Raw genomic sequence first — 21074 nt, 5'->3', positions numbered from 1 at the left:
TCGCGCGGGCATCGTTCGATCTGGACTGAACGCAAATGCTGCCGTTGATTTGTTGATTTGGTTCGGCCCTGACAGGGCGTTACTTTGATTTTTGCCGTACGCCAATGGCCGAAGACAACGCCTCCTATCCCGAGAGTACCCGAAACCAGGTCCACGATGCCCTGCAAGGGTTTTCGACCGATGAGCTTCGCCAACTCCTGGCGGAGATCGAGCAACTCCTGAATGTTGAAGCCAAGCCTCGCCGACCGAGACTGCGACTGGCGGGAGGCACATACGTGAACGAGTATACCGCGCGCGCAAACATCGACCACTATCTGGATCTGCTGAAGCGCCCGGACGTTCCAACCAACACGAGATCGATGCTCAACAAGCGGCTGCTTGAGGAAGAAGACAAGCTCGGCCGCCGACACGAGCAACTGGAGTTTGCCGAAAGCAGGGCCGCAGCGTGCCGGGATCGCGCAGATCGCCAGCGGCGTCTGGCGGAATCGTTTGCCCCTGGATCGGTTGACCGGGAGCAGGCCGAAAGGCTGCTGGTCAATTTCGAGGCGCTCGCGCAGTTCGTGGAGGGCTTTTGTCGCCAGATGCGCCACACCGTGAACCATAGTCCGCTTTAAGCGAGACGCCGCCTCGGTTCCGCGGGCTCCTCGTCATCACCATCGTCCAGCGTCCGGTCGCCCTTGACCGCGTAGGCGCTTTGCCTCGGGGCGATGCCAAGCGACCGGGGGGTACGCTGTTCGTCGGCGTGATCTACTTCGTGTTCTGCTTTGCGATGTCGCGCTACAGCCGCGGCCTCGAGGCGCAGCGCCTGTCGAATTGAGGAGGCGTGATCATTCTTGGCAACAGCGCGGAAAGTCCCTGCCGCACCCGAGTTGCTCGCGCTGCTGTTTCCAAGCCGTAAAGCCCAGCCTCAAATGGCAGTCCTCGTAGAAATACGCTGAATTCGCCTGCCGTCCGCCAAACCGGCGCAGTTTCGGTCCGGGCACTGTCCACGGCAGCGGACGACCGCTGGCCTCCCGGCGCGCCACGAACTCGTCGTAGTATTGGACGTCGGACGGCTGAATTGAGGGCTGCAATTCATTGCGCAGATAATGTCCGCGTTGCCAGTTGTCGGCCACGCGCTTCATGAGATGCCATTTGCGCCGATAGCCGGAACTGAGTTGCGCCGGCTCCTCGTTGGCGAGCCCCAATGCCGCGATGAAAAAGTATTGCGCGGCCGTGCCGAGGTCGCAGTTCGGCTGCTCGAAGATCCATTCGATCACGCTATCCCGATCGTCGCTGTTGTGATCCCAGCTGTCGACGATGACGTGCCAGGTGTCGGGCGTCTGATCCTTGATCCAGAGCAGGAAGTCGTCGGGCTCGGTACTCAGCGCCGCATGCGGACACGGCCAATATTGCGACTTGAGTTCTTCGTCCGGCGCAGCCGCTTTTTTTCTGGCCTCTTCCTGCTGTTGCGCCACGGCCTGCATGGCGTGAACGGCATGCCGGCGCTGCCGCATCCGCTTTGCCGTCGCGGCGTCCAGCGGTCGCAAGAGGTAATCGACGTGAGCCTCGCTCTCGGGCTCGGGAGGCAGGAAGTAGACGGAAAGCGCTGCATCCAGGCGGACGATCGCGGCCGCAGGCAGCAACTGTATGGTGTCGCAGTACGACCCGATGGTCGTGTCGCGCATCCAGATGCGCGCAGCGCGCGCTTCCAGCTCGACATCCGCGAGGAAGTAGTCCCACGACAGCCCCTCGAATGGCCGGGTCGCAAGGCCTTGAAACGTAATGCGGCTCTGGATGGCGCTTCGGTGGAGCGCAAGGTTTTCGTCGGACAGTCCCACGCCGCCACCGGATTGAGCCTGATCTCGAACTTCGTCGCCTGTCATGCCGGCCTCATTGGAATTTGCCGTGGCATTCTAGGCACCAGATGTTGATCGATCCTGAGTCCGCAGCGTCGATTTCTGCGTTTCCTGGAACGGGAGTATTGACCGATGTAGCCCGGGCGGCCGGCGGAAACGTCTTGCCATACCGTGCCGGACCTATTTATGATCATAAAATGGATAAATCGGCTCTCCCGTCCCTCGACCCTTCGCGCCGCGCCTCGATCAAGCGCAAGCGCTCGGACGCGGTCGCGGACCTGATCCGCAGCCACATCTTCCAGGCCGGCTTGCAGCCAAATGATCGGCTGCCGCAGGAGGGCGAGCTGATCGAGATGTTCGGCTGCAGCCGCTCGACCATCCGCGAGGCGCTCAAGTCCCTGGAGGTGCAGGGGCTGGTGCAGAACACCACCGGACCCGGCGGCGGCGCGCGGGTGGCGCCGGTGTCGATCAACCGGATCGTCGGCCTGCTCAGCAACTACTTCTACTTCCAGTCGGTCTCTACCGCGCAAATCTACCAGATCCGCCGGCTGATCGAGCCGGAGCTCGCCTTCAGCGTGGTCGGCCACCTCACGGCGGAGCATTTCGCTGCACTGGAAAAGGCGATCGCGGTCCAGGAGCATCATCCCCACGGCGATGCCGATTGGGAACATCATCGCCACGCCGAGATCGATTTCCACGACATCCTGATCGAGGCCTGTCCCAACCCGCTGCTCGGCCTGATGTGCCGGTTCGTCAACGAAGCCATCAGGCATCTGATCGGCAAGCTCGGCGTACAGGAATTCGCATCCAGCTTCACCTGCGAGAATATCGAGTTTCACAAGCGTCTGCTGGCCGCGTTCCGCTCCGGCAATGCCGCGCGCGCCCGGCGCGTGATGCTCGATCATGTGCTGAGCGCCGAAGCGGTGGTCGTTCCCGCGGAAGATCGGCGCATCGATCTGCCCGTCTTTCATCAGCCGTTGCGGCTCGATTGAAACGCATCGGCCAACTGCTGCATCACGCCCTGGAGAAAACGACAATGGACACGCGGCGCGAGAATGAGTTGTGGAGCTGGTCGGCCGTCGATCTGGCGCGTGCGATCGCGACGCGCGCGATTTCCAGCCGGGAAGCCGTGCGATCCAGCCTCGATCGCATCGCCGAGGTCAATCCGGCATTGAACGCCATTGTCGCTGTCCTCGCCGATGAAGCGCTGGCCGCCGCGGATGCGGCGGACGCCGCGGTGAAGTCAGGCGCGGAGCTTGGCGTGCTGCATGGCGTTCCGGTCACCATCAAGGTCAATGTCGACCAGCGCGGCTGCGCCACCACCAATGGCGTCGTGGCCTTCCGCGACGTGATCGCCACCGAGGACAGCCCGGTGGTCGCGAATCTTCGCAAGGCGGGCGCGGTCATTGTCGGGCGCACCAACACGCCGGCCTTTTCGCACCGCTGGTTCACCAACAACGATCTGTACGGCGCGACCTACAATCCGTGGAGCCGTCGGCTGACGCCGGGCGGCTCCAGCGGCGGCGCGGCGTCGGCGGTTGCCTCCGGGATGGGCGCGATCGCGCACGGCAATGATTTCGGCGGCTCGATCCGCTATCCGGCTTACGCCTGCGGCGTCGCCGGCCTGCGTCCGACGCCGGGGCGGATCCCCGCGTTCAATCCGTCGGCAACCGGCGACCGTCCGATCACCGCGCAGATGATGTCGGTGCAGGGGCCGCTCGCCCGCTCGGTCGCCGATCTCGGGCTCGGCCTCGCCGCGATGGCCCAGGCGGACGCGCGCGACGGCACATGGCTGCCGGTGCCCCTGCAAGGTGCGCCGCTCAAGCGTCCGATCGGCGTCGCGATCGCGCCCGCGCCGTTCGGCGACGAGGCGCCGGAGGTGAGCGCGGCGGTGCGCGCCGCCGGGCACTGGCTCGCGGAGGCCGGCTTTGCCGTGGAGGAGACCGTGCCGCCGCGGCTCGCGGAGGCCGCCGATCTCTGGCATCGCCTCGTCATCAATGAGGAGCGGCGCGTGCTGGCGCCGATGATCCGCAAGTTCGGCGACGATCGGAGCCGCTACAATCTCGAGTGCCATATCGCCTACGCGCCCGAGCTCGACGGCGATCAGGTGCTCGCCTGCTTCGAGCAGCGGCTGGCGATCGTGCGGGCCTGGCAGCTGTTCCAGGAGCGCTATCCCGTCATCATCCTGCCGGTCTCGGCGCAACTGCCGTTCCGTTTCGATCAGGATCAGGAAGACGCGGCGGTGGTCCGCGCGCTGCTCGACGCGCAGCGGCCGCTGCTCGCGGTGCCCGCGCTCGGCTTTCCGTCGGTCGTCGTACCGACCGGGACCGCCGAGGGCGTGCCGGTCGGCGTGCAGGTGATCGCCGGCCGCTTCCGGGAAGATGTCTGTCTCGCAGTGGCCGAGCTGATCGAGGCGCGTGCATCAAAGCTGACGCCGATCGACCCGCGAGACTGAACCAACAACAAGCACTGACCATCATGGGAGAACATCACGTGACGAATGCACCGATCTGGCACTGGTCCGCCGTCGACACGGCCGCGGCGATCCGAAACAACCAAGTGACGTCGGAGGAGGTGGTTCGCGCCCATCTCGACCGCATGCAGGACGCCAATCCGGCGCTCAACGCCGTCGTGGTCGATCTCGGCGCGTCTGCGATGCAGGCGGCGAAGGCCGCGGACGAGGCGCTGGCCGCGAGCAAGCGCGGAGGCGGCGCCGTCGGGCCGCTGCACGGCGTGCCGGTCACGATCAAGATCAACATCGACGTCGAGGGCCAGGCCAATTCGAACGGCGTGGTGGCATTCAAGGACAACATCGCGCCGGGCGACTCGCCGGTGACGGCCAATCTCAGGAAGGCCGGCGCCGTCATCATCGGCCTCACCAACACGCCGGAGTTCTCGCTGCGCGGCTTCACCGACAACCCGCTGCATGGCCTGACGCGCAATCCCTGGAATGCCGACGTGACCTGCGGCGGATCGTCGGGCGGCGCCGGCGCGTCGATCGCGGCCGGCATCGGCACCATCGCGCATGGCAACGACATCGGCGGCTCGCTGCGCTGGCCGGCGCATTGCAACGGAATCGCCACCATCAAGCCGACCCAGGGCCGCATCCCGGCGTTCAATCCGAGCGCGACCGCGGAGCGGCCGCTGATGGCGCAGTTCATGTCGTCGCAAGGGCCGCTGGCGCGCCACGTCGCCGACGTGCGCCTCGGCCTCGAGGTGATGGCGAAGCGCGACCCACGCGATCCCTGGTACGTGCCGGCGCCGCTGACGGGGCCGAAGCCGGCTGGGACGATCAAGGTCGCGCTCGCAAAGATCCCCGAGGACATGGCGACCGATCGCAGCGTGATTGCGCTCCAGCGCAAGGCGGCGGATCATCTCGCCGATGCCGGCTATGCGGTCAGCGAGGTCGAGGTCCCCGACCTCAACAAGGTCTGGCAGCTCTGGTGCGACCTGATCATGACCGAGGTTCGCGTGTTGCAGCAGGACCAGATGCTGGCGACCACCAGCGCCGACTTCCAGAAGACGTTCCGCGGCTTCATGGCGCTGGCCAACCCGCTCGACCAGGCCGGCTACATGAAGGCGATCGCCGAGCGCTCGCGCCATATCCGGAACTGGATGACGTTCCTCGAGCAGTATCCGCTGGTGCTGATGCCGACCACCGTGCGCAAGACGCCGGAGGTCAACGCTGATCTCGGCGGCGATCAGCGCGTCAAGGATTTGTTCTGGAACGACCTGCGCTTCATTTCGTCGATGAACGTTCTGGGGCTGCCGGCGGCCGTGGTGCCGGTGGGTCTCGATGAGGGATTGCCGGTCGGCGTCCAGATCGTCGGCTCGCGCTATCGCGAGGACATGTGTCTCGACGCCGCCGAGGCGATCGAACGCAAGGCCGGCGTTCTGGCACGGCAATTGTGGCAGCAGCGCTGAGGCGATCCCGACGCCACCACGCATTATCCATTCGCATGATTCAGCGCACGCCGCGGCGAAATTTCGTCGCGGCGTTCGTACGATCGGAAACGCGAGCGTGCTGGCAGTCGAGCTGTGTTCCTTCTCCCGGAATTTCTGAGCGGAATCGCAGAGCGCCATGCCGGCGACGGGGTTGTCGGCGATCCCTGATTGCTTCAGGAGATCGTCCGAAACGTCGAAACCCCTGGGAACGAAATGTCCATCACGAAACGCTCGCATGTCCTGGTCGCAATTGCCGTGTGTCTCTCATTTGCGGCCGGCGCTGCCCGAGCGGAGGATGGCGTGCTGCGGGTCGGCATCATCACCGACATGAGCGGGCAATATTCCGACGGCAATGGCCCGGGATCGGTGATCGCGGCGCAGATGGCCGCGGAGGAAATCGGTGGCACGGTCGCCGGACGCAAGATCGAGATCATTTCGGCGGATCACCAGAACAAGCCTGATGTGGCGACCGGCATCGTGCGCAACTGGATCGACAACAAGGGTGTCGACGTGATCGCCGAAGGCGTCAATTCCGCGGTGGCGCTCGCGATCCAGACCGTGACGCGCGAACGCAAAAAGCTGTTTCTGATCTCGGGCTCGGGCTCGTCCGATCTCACCGGCAAGCAATGCTCGCCGACGAGCGTGCAGTGGACTTATGACACCTATGCCTCCTCGAACGCGACGGCGAAGGCCGTGGTTGCGCGCGGCGGCACGCCCTGGTTCTTCCTGACGGCGGATTATGCGTTCGGCCAGGCGCTGGAGCGCGATGCCAGCAAGGCCGTGACATCGGCCGGCGGCAAGGTGCTGGGCGCGGTCCGCCATCCCTTCGACACCGCCGATTTCTCGTCCTTCCTGCTGCAGGCCCAGTCCTCCGGCGCCAAGATCCTGGCGCTTGCCAATGCCGGTTCCGACTTCCGCAACGCGGTCTCTCAGGCCGACGAATTCAACATCCGCGCCAGCATGCAGGTCGTCGCGCTGCAGGTGACGCTCACCGACGTGCCGGCCCTTGGCCTCGCGCATGCGCACGATCTGCTGTTCACCGATTCCTTCTATTGGGATCGCACGCCGGAGACGCGCGTCTTCGCCCAGGAGTTCTTCAAGCGGCACGGCGCGATGCCGACCGCCTATCAGGCCGGCGTCAACTCGGCGCTCAGGCACTACTTCAAGGCGGTCGCCGCCACCAACTCGGTCGATTCGGAGATCGTGATCGCGCAGATGCGCAAGACCCCGGTCAATGATTTCTTTGCCCAGAACGGCGTCGTGCGCGAGGACGGCCGGATGGTGCACGACATGTACCTGATGCGCATCAAGAAGCCGGAAGAGTCCAAGAGCAAATGGGACCTCTACGAGTATCTCGCGACGGTGCCGGGCGACCAGGCCTTCCGTCCGCTCGATGAAGGCGGCTGCCCTTACGTCGCCAAATCGCACTAGCCTCGCCAGAAATTTGCATCGAGCCTTCGCGTGAGTTTTTCTGGCATCATGCGCGAGTTTTGATCGATTGTCCGGCGCCGATCCTGAAGATACGTTCGTATTGAGATCAGTCTCAGTCGGCAGATCATGATCGTCGCGCAGGTCGCTGCGCGGTTCCGAGCGAACTGCGGGCTTGCTGTGCGTTGACGTCGCTGAGAACGTTTCTCGTCCGCCCGGCAGGACCGGGCGCAGAAGGAGACGCAGCAACATGACGGGCGACACGGGTGTTCGGGCTGGCCAGTGCCATTGCGGCGCGGTGCGTTTCGAGGTGACGCTCAGCGACGGCTTCAATTCGATCCGCCGCTGCACCTGCTCTTACTGCCGGATGCGGGGCGCCGTCGTTGCCATGGCCGAAATGGGCGGGATCAAGATCCTGCACGGCGAGGATGCGCTAACAAGCTACCGCTTCCATACCGGATCGGTGCAGCACTTCTTCTGTTCGCGCTGCGGGATCTACACCCATCATCAACGGCGATCGAACCAGAACCTGTATGCCGTCAACGTGGCCTGCCTGGATGGTGTAAGCCCGTTCGACTTCCCCGAGGTGCCTGTGATGGACGGCGTCAATCATACGAACGACACCGGCAAGCCGACGCGCCGGGCAGGCACACTCCACTTCATCCCGGCCGACTGACGATCGCTGTCGGCCGACGACCGCCCGGCTCGTCGCGGGACGACGGTGAGAGGGAAGGGAGCCCTTCCACCGGTGGTCGTGCAACAAGTTCAGTGTCGTCCCTGCCTAGTGCGCAATTGCGCACGGGAGCAGGGACCCATAACCACCGATCGTCATTGTTTCACGACGCCGAAATGACGAGTCCCTTTAACAACCTCGGCCGCGGAGTATGGGTCTCTGCTTTCGCACTAGCGTATATACATATCCTCCGCAGTCTTTGCGGAGTCTTCTCAAAGAGTTGGCCGAAAACCGCAGAGAACTTACTCATCTGCACTAGGGTTGCGCCCGCCGATTTCGGCTCTCGCCTAGTAGCTAACCCCTTGATGATGAGTCGGTTTTCTAGCCTCGAAGAGATGTGTAAATGCCCTAGTGCGAAAGCAGGGACCCATAGCCACCGCTACTGATTGGCTTGCGCCGGTGGGGCCACAGTTCACTTTAACAACGCAACCCTGTGGTTATGGGTCCCTGCTTCCGCACTAGCGTATATACATATCCTCCGCAGTCTTTCCGGAGTCTTCTCAAAGAGTTGGCCGAAAACCGCAGAGAACTTACTCATCTGCACTAGGGTTGCGCCCGCCGATTTCGGCTCTCGCCTAGTAGCTAACCCCTTGATGATGAGTCGGTTTTCTAGCCTCGAAGAGATGTGTAAATGCCCTAGTGCTTTCGCAGGGACGACAGCTGTGGTGAAATCAAGCGAGGCGTCATCGCGACGGCCCCATCACCGTGTTCACGAGGCACCATGACCAACACCATCGAGGCTTCCGACGGCGGCTACCGCTTCATGCCCGGCGTCAGCCAGTATTCCTGCGGCATCGCTGCGCTGCCCGGCTTTGCCATCGAGCGCGTCAGGTTCTCTGAACCGGTGCCGTTGGGCGCGGGTTTTGCAAGGATTGCCGACATCATCAAAGCGGCGGGTCGTCCGCTGACGTCATTTGGCGCCTGCGAACTGCGTTCCCCGGCGCCGTTCACCGAGGACGGGTTCAGGGCCTTCAACGAGATCTACATCAAGACGCTCGTGGCCTGGGGTGCGATGCGGGACGGCGTCAATCCGGTGGCGCGCAGCAATGTCTGTCCGAAGCTCGATCCGCCCGGCGAGCCGAGCTTCCACGCCTTCTGCTACACGGTGCCGGCCGCCAAGGATGAACCAGCCAGCTTTGTCGTCGCCGGCAGCGGCGAGTCGGTCGAGGGCAAGGCCAATTACCGCGATCATACCGTAGCCCTCGGCGACACCAGCCCGGCCGGCATCCTGGCGAAGGCGAGATTCGTGGCCGACGAGATGGAACGCCGGATGAGCGCGTTCGGCGGCCGTTGGCAGGACACCACCGCGGTGCAGCTCTACACCGTGCACGACGCCTATCCGGTGCTCGAAAGCGAGCTCGGCCGCCGCGGCGCGCTTCGCAACGGCTTGACCTGGCATTTCGACCGGCCGCCGGTGGTTGGCCTCGACTTCGAAATGGATTGCCGGCGCGTGCATCGCGAGCGCGTGGTGTGACGTGGCGGTCGCGTGATGCATCAAAAGCGCGTGTGGGTGGATGTGGAAGCGTGCGCCCTTTCTTGACACGGATCGCGTCAACCGTTTCCCTTCGCCATCGACGTCAGCGGCTGGGTGAGCGCGGGTGCAGAACGAATCTGTGATCAGGCGGCGTGATCTGCTGGCGCTGATTGGCACCATTGCCGGCAGTTCGGCGATGTATCACGCGATGACGAGCCTCGGCTTCGCGTCCGAATCCGCCTACAAGGGGCCGCTGAAGCTCGCGGGCGACGTGAAGGGCGCCTCGGTGCTGGTTCTCGGCGCGGGGCTTGCCGGGATGACGGCGGGGCTGGAGCTGCGCAAGGCCGGCTACAAGGTCCAGATCCTCGAATTCAACAGCCGCGCCGGCGGCCGCAACTGGTCGATCCGCGGCGGCGACAGTTTTGTCGAGCTCGGCGGATTCAGGCAGACCAGCCAATTCGAGCAAGGGCTCTATCTCAATCCCGGCCCGTGGCGGATTCCCTATCATCACCGTGCGCTGCTCGACTACTGCCGCCGGCTCAATGTGACGCTGGAACCCTTCATCCAGCTCAATCACAACGCCTATCTGCACGCGACGCGTGCATTCGGCGGCAAGCCGCAGCGCTTTCGCAGCATCAAGGCGGATTTCCAGGGCGGGGTTTCGGAGCTGCTCGCAAAGATCACCCAGCAGGGCCGGCTCGACGAGACCGTCGGCAAGGAAGATCAGGAGATCCTGCTGCAGTCGCTGCGCGACTGGGGCGCGCTGGATCGCGACTACAAGTACAATGCCAACCTGGTGTCGGCCGAGTTCCGCGGGTATGCGCGCGATCCCGGCGGCGGCCTGATGGGCGATCCGCTGCCCAGCGAGCCGATCCCGCTGCAGGAGCTGCTGCGGTCGCGGATGTGGCGCTATCTGCAGACCTTTGCGCGCTACGATTTCCAGACCACCATGTTCCAGCCGGTCGGCGGCATGGACATGATCGGCAAGGCGTTCGCGCGCGAGGTCGGCGATCTCATCCGCTATGGCGCCAAGGTGACGCAGATCCAGCAGAACGGCTCCGGCGTCACCGTGAGCTATGTCGACACCGCCAGTCCATCGACGGTGCAGCAGGCGACCGCCGACTGGTGCATCTGCACCATCCCGTTGCCGATCCTGAGCCAGTTGCCGGTCGATGTCAGCGCGCCGATGAAGAGTGCGATCGACTCCGTGCCCTATGCCGCCTCGGTGAAGATCGGCCTGCAGTTCAAGCGGCGGTTCTGGGAGGAGGATGACGCGATCTATGGCGGCATCAGCTACACCGACCTGCCGATCCGGCAGATCGCCTATCCGAACTATGGCTTCAACCGCGGCGGCCGCGGCATCCTGCTCGGCGCCTACATGTATGGCGGTGCCAATTCGTTCGAATTCACCGCGATGACGCCGGCCGAGCGGGTCGCCAGCGCGGTCGAGTTCGGCGCCGCAATCCATCCGCAGTACAGAAACGAATTCGAAAACGGCGTCGCGGTGGCCTGGCATCGCGTGCCGTTCACGCTGGGTTGCGCGGGCGAATGGACCGAGGCCACCCGGGCGCAGCATTACCGCAATCTCTGCCAGATCGACGGCCGTATCGTGCTGGCGGGCGAGCACGCCTCGCAGCTGCCGGCCTGGCAGGAGGGCGCCATCCTGTCCGCGCTCGACGTCATGTCCCGGCTGCACGAACGCGTGGTGAAGACATGATGATGCGGACCGCCACATCCGTCGTCGCCGCCCTGGCGCTGCTGTCGGCGACGGCAGCCCTTGGGCAGGACAGCGGCGCGGGCAAGCGCACCTTCTCTTCGGGCTACCGCTTCGTCGAGATGACCGGCGAGGAGCTGTTCGCCAATGTGTGCCAGGGCTGCCACATGCCGGATGCGACGGGCGCCAGCGGGGCGGGCACTTACCCGTCGCTGGCCGGCAACAAAAATCTCGAGGCCGGCAGCTATCCGGTCTTCCTTGTCATCAATGGCCGCCGCGGCATGCCGGCGTTCGGCGACATGATGACCGATGGTCAGATCGCCGCCGTTGTGAATTATCTGCGGACGCACTTCAGCAACAACTATGAGGACGCGGTGACGACCAAGGATGTCCAGGACGCCCGCCGCTAGAGGCGCCGTTTCCGTCATTCCGGGGCGTGGGCAAGGACCGCGAACCCGGAATCCAGAGGTGATGTACTCGGAGTTCCGCAACTTCGAGATTCCGGGTTCGCGCTGCGCGCGCCCCGGAATGACGAAATGAACGATGTGTGCCGCACGAGCTTCTATCGAGTAATGGAGAAATCATGAGATTAGCAACTATCGCACTGGGCGCGGCGCTATCCGCGGTTGCAACTGCCGCCTGTGCTGACGTGGTCAGGCATCCGATTCCCAACTCGACATTCCCTATCGCGCAGGCCGTGACCGTCACCGGCAACACCACGACCGTCTATGTCAGCGGCCAGGTGCCGCCGGCGATCAACAAGGACGCCGATCCGTCGAGCCCGCAGGCCTATGGCGATACCAAGACGCAGACCGTCGGCGTGCTCAACCGCATCAAGACCATTCTGGAAGGCCAGGGCCTTGGCATGGGCGACGTCGTCAAGATGCAGGTATTCCTGGTGCACAGCGCGTCCGCGCCGATGGACTTCAAGGCCTTCATGGAGGGCTACACCCAGTTCTTCGGCGGCAGCCAGCCGAACCTGCCGGCGCGCTCGGTGGTCGGCGTCGCGGCGCTCGCCAATCCCGGATTCCTGGTTGAGATCGAGGTGATCGCGGCCAAGGATTCGAAATAAGGACTGCAAATAGCGTGCGCGAAACCGCGGAGCATGCGCGCGGAAATTGAAGGGCTCGCCGTCTTGCCAAAGCGCGTGTCGCCTGTCTGAATTCGCTCCAATCAGGTGGCGGAATTCTGGGAGAGCATGATGTCGCACAAGGCTAGAGACACGGTTCGATCGCTGCGGCTCGCGGCAGCGCTTGGTCCGGCGCTGCTGGCAACCGGCGCCGCGGCGCAGGGGCTGACCGAGCAGCAGCAATTCGCCCGCGGCATCTACCAGGAGCTGGTCGAGATCAACACCACCACCGCGACCGGGGATACCCAGAAGGCGGCGGAGGCGATGGGCGCGCGGCTCCGCGCGGCGGGTTTCCCCGAGGCCGACGTGCACGTGTTCTCGCCGGCGCCGCACAAGGGCAATCTGGTGGCGCGGCTGCACGGTTCCGGCGCGCGCAAGCCGATCCTCCTGGTCGCCCATATCGACGTCGTCCCCGCCAATCGCGAGGACTGGTCGGTCGATCCGTTCAAGCTCACCGAGCAGGACGGCTATTTCTACGGCCGCGGTTCCAGCGACGACAAATGCATGGCATCCGCCTTCATCACCAATCTGATCCGCTACAAGAAGGAGGGCTACAAGCCCGATCGCGACATCATCGTGGCGCTCGAGACCGACGAGGAGATCCTCGATGCCAACGGTCTCGGCATGCAGTGGCTGATCAAGAACCACCGTGACCTGATCGATGCCGAGTTCGCGCTCAATGAAGGCGGCGGCGTCGGTCTCAAGAACGGCAAGGCGATCCGCAACAGCGTGCAGACCAGCGAGAAGGTCTCGATCGGCTACCAGCTCACGGTGAAGGATCGCGGCGGCCACTCGTCGCTGCCGCGCAAGGACAATGCGATCTATCACCTCGCCGAAGGCCTGGTGCGACTCTCCAAATACGACTTCCCGATGAATCTCAACGAGACCACGCGAATCTATTTCACCAAGACCGCCGAAGTCGACACGTCGCATGCCGACGATATCAAGGCCATTTTGGCGCCGCAGCCCGACCCGGCGGCGCTGGCGCGATTGTCGGAGAATCCGGGTTATAATGCGCAGCTCCGCACCACCTGCGTCGCGACCATGCTGGAGGGCGGCCACGCCATCAACGCGCTGCCGCAGCTGGCGACCGCCAAGGTGAACTGCCGGATCCTGCCCGGCGAGCCGGTCGAGGGCGTGCAGGCGACGATCGAGCGCGTGCTCGCCGACAAGCAGATCGCGGTGGCTCCGACCGGCAAGGCCGTGCTGAGCCCGCCGTCGCCCCTCAACGAGGAGATCATGGGTTCGATCGAGAGGCTGTCGAAGGAGTTCTGGCCGGATGCGTCGATCGTTCCGGTCATGAGCACCGGCGCGACCGACGGCAGCTATCTGCGCAATGCCGGGATTCCGACCTATGGTCACTCCGGGCTGGCCGCCGATGTCGACGACAACCGTATCCATGGCAAGGACGAGCGCGTGCTCGTCAAGTCGTTCTACGAGGGCGAAGAGTATCTCTATCGCCTGGTCAAGATGCTCGCCGGCGGGAAATGATGGCTGACCGCAAGACAAGGACACGGGTTGCGGTCGCCGGCCTCGGCGCGATCGGCACCGACGTCGTCAAGGCGCTCGATCAGGGCATCGAGGGTCTGACGCTGGTTGCGGTGTCGGCGAACAGCCCGGACAAGCATCGCGGCTGGGTGGCGGAGCTCAAGTCTGCGCCGAAGCTGGTGCCGATCGAGCAGCTGGCCGAGGTCGCCGACATCGTGGTCGAGTGCGCGCCGAGCAAGCTGGTCCGCGCAATCGTGGCGCCGGTGGTCGAGCGCGGCAAGATAGCGGTCGTGCTCAGCGTCGGCGCGCTGCTGCAGAACGAGGACCTCGTCGATCTCGCGAAGGCCCATGGCGGCCAGATCATCGTGCCGACCGGCGCGCTGATCGGGCTCGATGCGGTGACCGCCGCGGCGATCGGGACCATTCATTCGGCGAGGCTGGTGACGCGCAAGCCGGTCGCGGGCCTCGTCGGCGCGCCGCATCTGGTCGAAAACAACATCCGGATCGAAGGCATCACCGAGCCGCTGCGCATCTTCGAGGGCAGCGCGCGCGACGCCGCAAAGGGCTTTCCGGCCAACCTCAACGTCGCGGTGGCGCTGTCGCTGGCCGGCATCGGCCCCGACCGCACAAGGGTCGAGATCTGGGCGGATCCGACCGTGACCCGCAACACCCACCGGATCGAGGTCGATTCAGATTCCGCGCGGTTCTCGATGATGATCGAGAACATTCCCTCGGAGAACCCGAAGACCGGCCGCATCACCGCGCTGTCGGTGATCGCCTGCCTGCGCAAGCTGCGCGCATCATTGCGGATCGGCACCTGATGAAGATTGCGCACAACGATCTGTTTTTGGTCATCGACGTGCAGAACGATTTCTGCCCCGGCGGTGCGCTGGCGGTCGCGGACGGCGATGCCGTCGTGCCGGTGGTCAACCGGCTTGCCAGCCGCTTCGACCATGTCGTGCTGACCCAGGACTGGCATCCGGCGGGCCACAGCTCCTTTGCGACCTCGCATCCGGGCGCGGCGCCGTTCTCCGAGATCGCCATGCCGTATGGGCCGCAGACGCTGTGGCCGGATCATTGCATCCAGGGTACGGCCGGCGCCGCGTTCCATCCCGACCTCGCCACCGAGCGAGCCGAGCTCGTGATCCGCAAGGGCTTCCGGTCCGCGATCGATTCCTATTCGGCGTTCTTCGAGAACGACCGCAAGACGCCGACCGGGCTCGCCGGCTATCTGCGCGAACGGGGCCTCAAGCGCGTCGTGATGGCGGGGCTCGCCACGGACTATTGCGTGCAGTATTCGGCGCTCGATGCGCGCCGGCTCGGTTTCGAGACCACGGTGGTGCTGGCAGGCTGCCGCGCCATCGATCTCGGCGGTTCGCTTGCCGCCGCGACCGAGGCGATGCGCGAGGCCGGGGTGGAGCTTATCGAGGAGCTCGTCTGAGCATCGCCAAAGAGGGGCAAAAACCGTTGTTTTGACTGGCTTTTTGTTCTAATCCCCCACCGTTGATGATCACGCGCAGCGGAGCTTTCGTGTCGGGACAGGTTTTGCGGATTGGGACGCGCAAGAGCGCGATGGCGCTCGCGCAGACGGATGAGGTCGCGCGGCTGCTGCGCGCTTCGGCGCCGGACCTTGCCGTCGACATCGTCAAGTTCGAGACCCGCGGCGACCAGGACCAGACCAGCAAGCTGTTGCGCCACGGCGGCAAGGGCGGCGCTTTCGTCGCCGAGATCCGCGAAGCCATGCGTGCCGGCACGTTGCAGGCGGCGATGCATTCGCTGAAGGACGTGCCGGGCAACGAGGAGACGCCGGGTCTCGTCATCGCCGCGATGCTGGCGCGCGATGCCGCCAATGACAGCCTCGTGCTGCGTCCCGGCCTGTCGCTGGACACCCTCCGCGCCGCGCGCGGCAGGGGCTTCATGATCGGCACCAACGCCGTCCGCCGCGCCGCCTATCTGCGCCGGCTGTTTCCGGAAGCGACCGTGATCCATTATCGCGGCGCCGCCGACACGCGCGTGGCCAAGCTCGATCGCGGCGACAAGCAGCGGCTGCCCGGTGGCGGCGACGTGGGGCCGGCGGATGCGCTGGTGATGGCGCGCTCGGGCCTGGAGCGCATCGGCATGACCGCGCGCATCGCGCATGATTTCTCGGTCGGCGAGATGCTGCCGGCGGTCGGCCAGGGCATTGTCGCGGTGGAATGCGTCGAGACCGACTGGGCGACGCGTGCGCGGCTTGCCGGGATCGACAACGTGCAGTCGCGGCTTGCGGCCGAGGCCGAGCGCGAGGTGCTGTGGGTGCTCAACGGTCATTGCAATTCGCCGATCGCCGGCCACGCCACGCTCGCGGGCAGCGAGATGACGCTGCGCGCCTCGGTGCTCGACGAGGCCGGCGCCGGCTTCATCGAGGTGACGCGGCGCGGGCCCGCGGATCGGCCGCGCGAACTCGGCCGCGCCGTGGGCATGGAGCTGCTGGAGAAGGGCGCCGCCGAGATCATCGCCCGCACCCGGATCGACGAATAGCGATATCCATCCCACGTCGTCCCGGCGAAAGCCGGGACCCATAACCACGAATGTTGGTTGTGGGACGATGCTGGGACCGCAGCTCGCTTGAACAACTACCGACGGTGGTTATGGGTCCCGGCTTTCGCCGGGACGACACCGGTGTGTGAGGCCTAATCCCGATCAGCCCGCAACGGCCAGCTGCCGATGATGCGGAAGCGCGATGCGCTGTCGGTCTGCTTGAACAGCGCGATGCGGTCGATTGCGAGCCGCGCGAGGTCGACCGCCGCGAACCGTGAGCGCAGCTGCGCCACGATCGGGCCGCGCCGCTCGTCGCTCAGCCGCCCTGTCAGCGTCATGTGGAAGCGGAACTCCTCCATGACGTAGGGATAGCCCCAGCGGTCAAGATAGTCGCACTGCCGCGCGGTGAGTTTCTCTGGCCTGCGGCGCGCGCGATCTTCCGGCGTCAGCGGCGCGCGGAACGCGTCGAATTCGGTGACGCAATCGGCGGCAAGCTGCTGCAGATCATCCGAGCGGCTGGCCGGGATCACCGCGATGAAGCCGCTGATCGCATCGACCACCGGTTCGATCACCGGAATGCGCCGCGCGCGGCCGGCGAAGGCGGCACAGGCATCGAGAAGCTCGGCCTCGCTCCGACCGTCGGCGAGCGCGGTGGGCGCCTTCAACGTGGCGTGGAATCCATACTTGCGCGGATCTTCGGTGACCTCGCGCCAGTCGGACGTGACGCCGTTGGGAAACGGCAGGTCGTCGCCTGACAGGGAATCGTAGCCGAGCAGCGTCGAACCGAAGCGGTGCAGCGCGCTGTCGGGTGACGGCGCATAATAGATCGCGTAGCGCGGAGTGTTGGCCATGGGACTGAGCTACGCCGCCGCAACCGTCTTGCGCGGCGCGAGCGAATGAACGAGGCAGCTCGCGTCCGCCAGGTGCACCAGCCGTCCGGCCGCTATCACGGCGACGATGCGCGGCCGCAGCGGCACCTTGTCGTCGACGACGATGATGTCGGCACGGCGGCCCGCGGCGAGCACGCCGCGATCGGCGAGCCCGGCCGCGCGGGCCGGCGCCGACGAGATCAGGTCCCAGGCCCTGGCGAGCGGCAGGATCCCGTCGTCGGCGAGGCGGAACGCCGCGAGCAGCTGCGCCGGATAGTAGTAGTCGGACGCCAGCACCGAGCAGAGGCCCTGTGCGATCATGTCGGATGCCTTGGTCCAGCCGGTATGGCTGCCGCCGCGCACCACATTGGGCGCGCCGAACACGATGAAGTCGTCCGCGGCCGCAGCGTCGCGCGCGGTCTCCTCGTTGACAGGGAATTCGGCGATCGTGGCGCCCAGCGCGCGAAACTCCTGGCGCATCGCCGGGCTGTTGTCGTCGTGCGATAGCATGCGGATATCGGCCGCGCGCGCGGCAGCGGCCAGTCGCGCGATCGAGGCGGGCACCTCGGGGCGGCGCGCCACGATCCGGTCGAGCATGTCGTTGACGGCCTCGACGGAGAGCCCGGTGCGCTCGGCGAGCTGGTTGCGCTTCTTCGGCTTGACGTTGCTGTGGTCGTTGAAGGCGAACAGGTCGATGCGGCCTTCACCGAGCCATTGAATGATCTCGGCCTCGGCCTCGAGATTGTGGGTCTCGTGGCGCAGATGGAAGCGCGTATCTGCGGCGAGCTGCGGCCGCAGCGCCTCGATCGCGTCGAGCAGCTTGCGCGCATTCTCCGCGCTGCGCAGGCCGGGCTCCCACGACCAGGTCGTGCCATGGAACACGGTGGTGATGCCGTTGGCGATCGCCTGCCGGTCGCTGTCGATCAGCGCCACGTCGGTCGGGAAGTCGACGCCGGGGCGCGGCATCATCTGCCGCTCGAACGCATCGCCGTGCAGGTCGATGATGCCGGGCAGCACCAGGAGGCCGCTGGCATCGATGTGAAGCACGGCGCGATCCTGCTCGGCGTCGAGCGCGCCGATGTCGCGGCCTGCGGTCCGCAGCGAGGTCTCGACCAAGGCGCCGTCAACCAGCGTGCGCCCGCCCTCGATGAAAATGTCCGTCACGATGCGGCGCTCCGTTGTTTGGCTTGCGATTGGGATACGGCCATGGCCTCATGCTTGTCGAGGAATTCCTCGACCGCGAGCTTGCGAAAGTCGGGCAGGACGCGGCGGAGCGTCTCGTGATCCCAGTCCCACCATGCGAGCGCGGCGAGGCGGTCGGCGATCGTCTCGGAGAAGCGCCGCTTCACCGGCCGAGCCGGATTACCGGCAACGATGGTGTATGCGGGAACGTCCTTGGTCACGATCGCGCCGGCGGCGACGACAGCGCCGGTTCCGATGTTCCGTCCTGGTAACAGGATCGCACCGTGCCCGATCCAGACGTCATGGCCGATATGCACGTGATGCGCACGTCGCCAGTTGAAGACGTCGGTGTCGTCGCTCTCTCCGGGGAAATACGCGCTGGCGCGGTAGGTGAAATGCGCTTGAGCCGCGCGATGCATCGGGTGGTTGCCGGGGTTGATGCGAGTCATCGCCGCGATCGAGCAAAACTTGCCGATCGAGGTGTAGGTGATCTGGCTGTCGTTCACGACGTAGGAATAGTCATCCATGCTGACTTCAAGCAGGATCGTGCGCGCGCCGACCTCGGTATATTTGCCGAGCTTGCTCTCACGGACCGACGCGGTCGGGTCGACGGTCGGCACAACCGAGAGTGTTTTTCCGGCCATCAGGGCCTCCGCAAATCTTCAAGAATCTTGGGCTTCCGGGGGATGCGCGCTCGTCATCGGGATGCTTGATGACAACATCATGACGTTGCGATGACGGCAAGGGAGCGACAAGGGAGGGGTGTGGACGATCGCCGCACCGCAGCGCCGTCGTCACATAACTGTAAAACGCCGGGGATAGCGATGGCCCAACGAGGCGCGGTTGGAGCATTACATGCTGGTGGTGGAAGGTTTGACGTGCCGTTTCGGCACGAAAGCCGCAGTCGACGACGCGTCCTTTTCGATCGCGCCGGGCAGCTTTGTCGGCGTGATCGGCCGCTCCGGCGCCGGCAAGTCGACGCTGCTGCGGATGATCAACCGTCTCGCCGATCCGACCTCCGGCCGTATCCTGTTCGAGGGCACCGACGTCACCGCGTTGCGCGGCAAGGAACTGCGGCGGTGGCGCGCGCGCTCGGCGATGATCTTCCAGCAGTTCAATCTGGTCGGCCGCCTTGACGTGCTGACCAACGTGCTGATGGGCCGGCTGGCCCAGATTCCGTCATGGCGCTCGCTGGCGCAGGTCTGGCCGGAGCAGGACAGGGCGCTCGCGCTGTCGGCGCTCGAGCAATTCGACATCGCCCAGCTGGCGGCACAGCGCGCCGACCAGCTCTCCGGCGGCCAGCAGCAACGCGTCGCGATCGCCCGCGCGCTGGTGCAGGAGCCCGACATCATTCTCGCCGACGAGCCGATCGCCTCGCTCGATCCGCGCAACACCAAGATCGTGATGGACGCGCTGCTGCGCATCAACAAGCATTTCGGCATCACTGTGCTTTGCAATCTGCACTCGCTCGACCTGGCGCGGACCTATTGCGACCGCCTGGTCGGCATGGCCGCGGGTCGCGTGGTGTTCGATGGCGCCCCCGCGGCGCTCACCGACCATATCGCCCGCGAGCTCTATGACCTCGAGGCCAATGACGTCATCGGCGCAGCACCGCTGCCCGCGCCCGACGGTGCAACTGCGCCGGCACTCGGCACCGCAGCCGCGGCCTGAGCGTCGCGCATTTTTCAATCTGGGAGGCCGGGCATTTTGCCCGGCCAACAGGTGCAACTACTACAAAAGAGGGGTAGTCATGTTCACTCGTCGCATCATTCTGGCTGGCGCCGCCGCGCTGGCGTTTGCCGGTTCGGCCTCCGCGCAGGACTGGAAAGCAAAATACCCGGAGCTCACCTTCGCGGTGGTGCCGGCCGAGAACGCCTCCGGCGTCACCGAGCGCTGGACGCCGTTCGTGGCGTATCTGTCGAAGGAGCTCGGCGTGAAGGTCACGCTGCGCATCGCCAACGACTATGCGGCCGTCATCGAAGGCCAGCGCGCCGGCAACATCCAGATCGCCAGCTACGGCTCGGCCTCGTTCTCTCGCGCGCGCCTGACCGGCGTCAAGACCGACGCGTTCGCCAACGATATGAACGCCGACGGTTCCACCGGCTATTACTCGGTGTTCTTCGTCAAGGCGTCGAGCCCGTACAAGACCGTCGAGGACCTGAAAGGCAAGAATCTCGGCCTGGTCGATCCGAACTCGACGTCCGGCAACAACGTGCCGCGCTTCGAACTGAACAAGATGGGCATCGCGAACGCCGAAGGCTATTTCGGCAAGGTCGTGTTCACCGGCAGCCACGAGAACGCCGTTCTGGCGCTGTCGCAGGGAACCGTTGATGTGGCCGCCAACCAGTGGACCAATGAGGACGATTCCACGCTCGCCCAGATGCTGACCAAGGGCATGCTGAAGAATGCCGACGGCTCGGCGATGAAGAAGGATGACTTCCGCATTATCCACAAGTCGGCGCTGATCATCAACGGCCCCTATGCGTACAACACCGATCTTCCGGAGGACCTGAAGGCTGCGATCGCAAAGGCCTTCTTCGACGCACCGACCAAGGACAAGGCCGCCTTCGACCGTCTGTCCGACGGTCAGAAGAAGGGCTTCCATCCCGCCACCACCAAGGATTGGGACGGCACCATCGAGCTGATCAAGTTCGTCGACGGTTTGCGCAAGAAGGCGAGCTGATCGCACGCCTGAGGTCACGAGGGCCGGGCGTATAGCCCGGCCCTTTCTCTCCACTCAACTCCGAACCGGACTGG

21 protein-coding genes are annotated in these 21074 nt (G+C 65.1%); 17 read left to right on the top strand and 4 right to left on the bottom strand.

Going from position 1 to position 21074, the window contains the following annotated elements; all coding sequences use genetic code 11:
- Nucleotides 1-104: 104 nt before the first annotated feature.
- Complete coding sequence (locus J6525_RS22540) at nt 105-614, top strand: hypothetical protein (RefSeq protein ID WP_225646334.1); 510 nt, start codon at nt 105-107, stop codon at nt 612-614.
- Between the two features lie 80 nt (nt 615-694).
- On the top strand, nt 695-817 hold the full coding sequence (locus J6525_RS46985) for a hypothetical protein (protein ID WP_256520758.1): 123 nt from the start codon (nt 695-697) through the stop codon (nt 815-817).
- Nucleotides 818-827: 10 nt separating this feature from the next.
- Here the strand turns inward: J6525_RS46985 and J6525_RS22535 are convergent, their stop codons facing one another.
- Complete coding sequence (locus J6525_RS22535; RefSeq protein WP_225646333.1) at nt 828-1865, bottom strand: DUF4274 domain-containing protein; 1038 nt, start codon at nt 1863-1865, stop codon at nt 828-830.
- 170 nt (nt 1866-2035) lie between these two features.
- On the opposite strand from J6525_RS22535, the gene J6525_RS22530 reads away from it, so the two are divergent.
- From J6525_RS22530 to hemC, 13 genes are all read left to right on the top strand, one after another.
- Nucleotides 2036-2830 carry a FadR/GntR family transcriptional regulator gene (locus tag J6525_RS22530; RefSeq protein ID WP_225646332.1) on the top strand — a complete coding sequence of 265 codons (795 nt, stop codon included), beginning with the start codon at nt 2036-2038 and terminating at the stop codon, nt 2828-2830.
- Between the two features lie 44 nt (nt 2831-2874).
- On the top strand, nt 2875-4293 hold the full coding sequence (locus J6525_RS22525) for an amidase family protein (protein ID WP_225646331.1): 1419 nt from the start codon (nt 2875-2877) through the stop codon (nt 4291-4293).
- A 23-nt stretch (nt 4294-4316) separates the two neighbouring features.
- Nucleotides 4317-5762, top strand: a complete 1446-nt coding sequence (locus tag J6525_RS22520; protein WP_225646330.1) for an amidase family protein — start codon at nt 4317-4319, stop codon at nt 5760-5762.
- Between the two features lie 234 nt (nt 5763-5996).
- Nucleotides 5997-7214: an ABC transporter substrate-binding protein gene (locus tag J6525_RS22515; RefSeq protein WP_225646329.1), complete on the top strand. Its 1218-nt coding sequence runs from the start codon at nt 5997-5999 to the stop codon at nt 7212-7214.
- 247 nt (nt 7215-7461) lie between these two features.
- Nucleotides 7462-7887, top strand: coding sequence for a GFA family protein (locus J6525_RS22510; protein ID WP_225646328.1), 426 nt, complete (start codon nt 7462-7464; stop codon nt 7885-7887).
- Between the two features lie 778 nt (nt 7888-8665).
- The gene (gene cnbZ / locus J6525_RS22505; protein ID WP_225646327.1) at nt 8666-9418 is read left to right on the top strand and encodes a 2-amino-5-chloromuconate deaminase CnbZ; all 753 of its coding nucleotides are present in this window, start codon (nt 8666-8668) and stop codon (nt 9416-9418) included.
- A gap of 124 nt (nt 9419-9542) precedes the next feature.
- Nucleotides 9543-11135, top strand: coding sequence for an NAD(P)/FAD-dependent oxidoreductase (locus J6525_RS22500; protein WP_225646326.1), 1593 nt, complete (start codon nt 9543-9545; stop codon nt 11133-11135).
- The gene (locus J6525_RS22495; RefSeq protein WP_225646325.1) at nt 11135-11542 is read left to right on the top strand and encodes a c-type cytochrome; all 408 of its coding nucleotides are present in this window, start codon (nt 11135-11137) and stop codon (nt 11540-11542) included. Before J6525_RS22500 ends, J6525_RS22495 begins: the two co-directional genes overlap by 1 nt.
- A 173-nt stretch (nt 11543-11715) precedes the next feature.
- Nucleotides 11716-12204: a RidA family protein gene (locus J6525_RS22490; protein ID WP_225646324.1), complete on the top strand. Its 489-nt coding sequence runs from the start codon at nt 11716-11718 to the stop codon at nt 12202-12204.
- 129 nt (nt 12205-12333) lie between these two features.
- Nucleotides 12334-13752, top strand: a complete 1419-nt coding sequence (locus tag J6525_RS22485) for a M20/M25/M40 family metallo-hydrolase (RefSeq protein WP_225646323.1) — start codon at nt 12334-12336, stop codon at nt 13750-13752.
- Nucleotides 13752-14570, top strand: coding sequence for an aspartate dehydrogenase (locus J6525_RS22480; RefSeq protein WP_092083842.1), 819 nt, complete (start codon nt 13752-13754; stop codon nt 14568-14570). The genes J6525_RS22485 and J6525_RS22480 overlap by 1 nt, the downstream gene beginning before the upstream one ends.
- Entirely contained in the window at nt 14570-15190 is a 621-nt protein-coding gene (pncA, locus tag J6525_RS22475) for a bifunctional nicotinamidase/pyrazinamidase (RefSeq protein ID WP_092083659.1), read from the top strand. The genes J6525_RS22480 and pncA overlap by 1 nt, the downstream gene beginning before the upstream one ends.
- Nucleotides 15191-15255: 65 nt before the next feature.
- Nucleotides 15256-16266 carry a hydroxymethylbilane synthase gene (hemC, locus tag J6525_RS22470; protein WP_092083658.1) on the top strand — a complete coding sequence of 337 codons (1011 nt, stop codon included), beginning with the start codon at nt 15256-15258 and terminating at the stop codon, nt 16264-16266.
- 152 nt (nt 16267-16418) lie between these two features.
- On the opposite strand, the gene J6525_RS22465 is transcribed toward hemC, so the two are convergent.
- Genes J6525_RS22465 through J6525_RS22455 form a run of 3 tightly spaced genes read right to left on the bottom strand, consistent with a single transcriptional unit; the run spans nt 16419 to nt 18961 of the window.
- Nucleotides 16419-17117, bottom strand: a complete 699-nt coding sequence (locus J6525_RS22465; protein WP_225646322.1) for a DUF1045 domain-containing protein — start codon at nt 17115-17117, stop codon at nt 16419-16421.
- A 9-nt stretch (nt 17118-17126) separates the two neighbouring features.
- Entirely contained in the window at nt 17127-18299 is a 1173-nt protein-coding gene (locus J6525_RS22460) for an alpha-D-ribose 1-methylphosphonate 5-triphosphate diphosphatase (protein WP_312009819.1), read from the bottom strand.
- Nucleotides 18296-18961: an LbetaH domain-containing protein gene (locus tag J6525_RS22455; RefSeq protein WP_225646321.1), complete on the bottom strand. Its 666-nt coding sequence runs from the start codon at nt 18959-18961 to the stop codon at nt 18296-18298. The genes J6525_RS22460 and J6525_RS22455 overlap by 4 nt, the downstream gene beginning before the upstream one ends.
- 211 nt (nt 18962-19172) lie before the next feature.
- Here J6525_RS22455 and phnC point away from each other — a divergent pair, with 211 nt between their 5' ends.
- Nucleotides 19173-19988 (top strand): phosphonate ABC transporter ATP-binding protein, encoded by an 816-nt coding sequence (gene phnC, locus J6525_RS22450; protein ID WP_092083654.1) that lies wholly within the window; start codon nt 19173-19175, stop codon nt 19986-19988.
- Between the two features lie 79 nt (nt 19989-20067).
- Nucleotides 20068-21000: a phosphonate ABC transporter substrate-binding protein gene (phnD, locus tag J6525_RS22445; RefSeq protein WP_028334544.1), complete on the top strand. Its 933-nt coding sequence runs from the start codon at nt 20068-20070 to the stop codon at nt 20998-21000.
- Nucleotides 21001-21074 lie beyond the last annotated feature (74 nt).

Source organism: Bradyrhizobium australafricanum (assembly GCF_020329495.1).
GTDB lineage: Bacteria > Pseudomonadota > Alphaproteobacteria > Rhizobiales > Xanthobacteraceae > Bradyrhizobium > Bradyrhizobium australafricanum.
The sequence above is the reverse complement of the archived record's forward strand: the minus strand, read 5'-3'. Positions and strand labels throughout refer to the sequence as shown.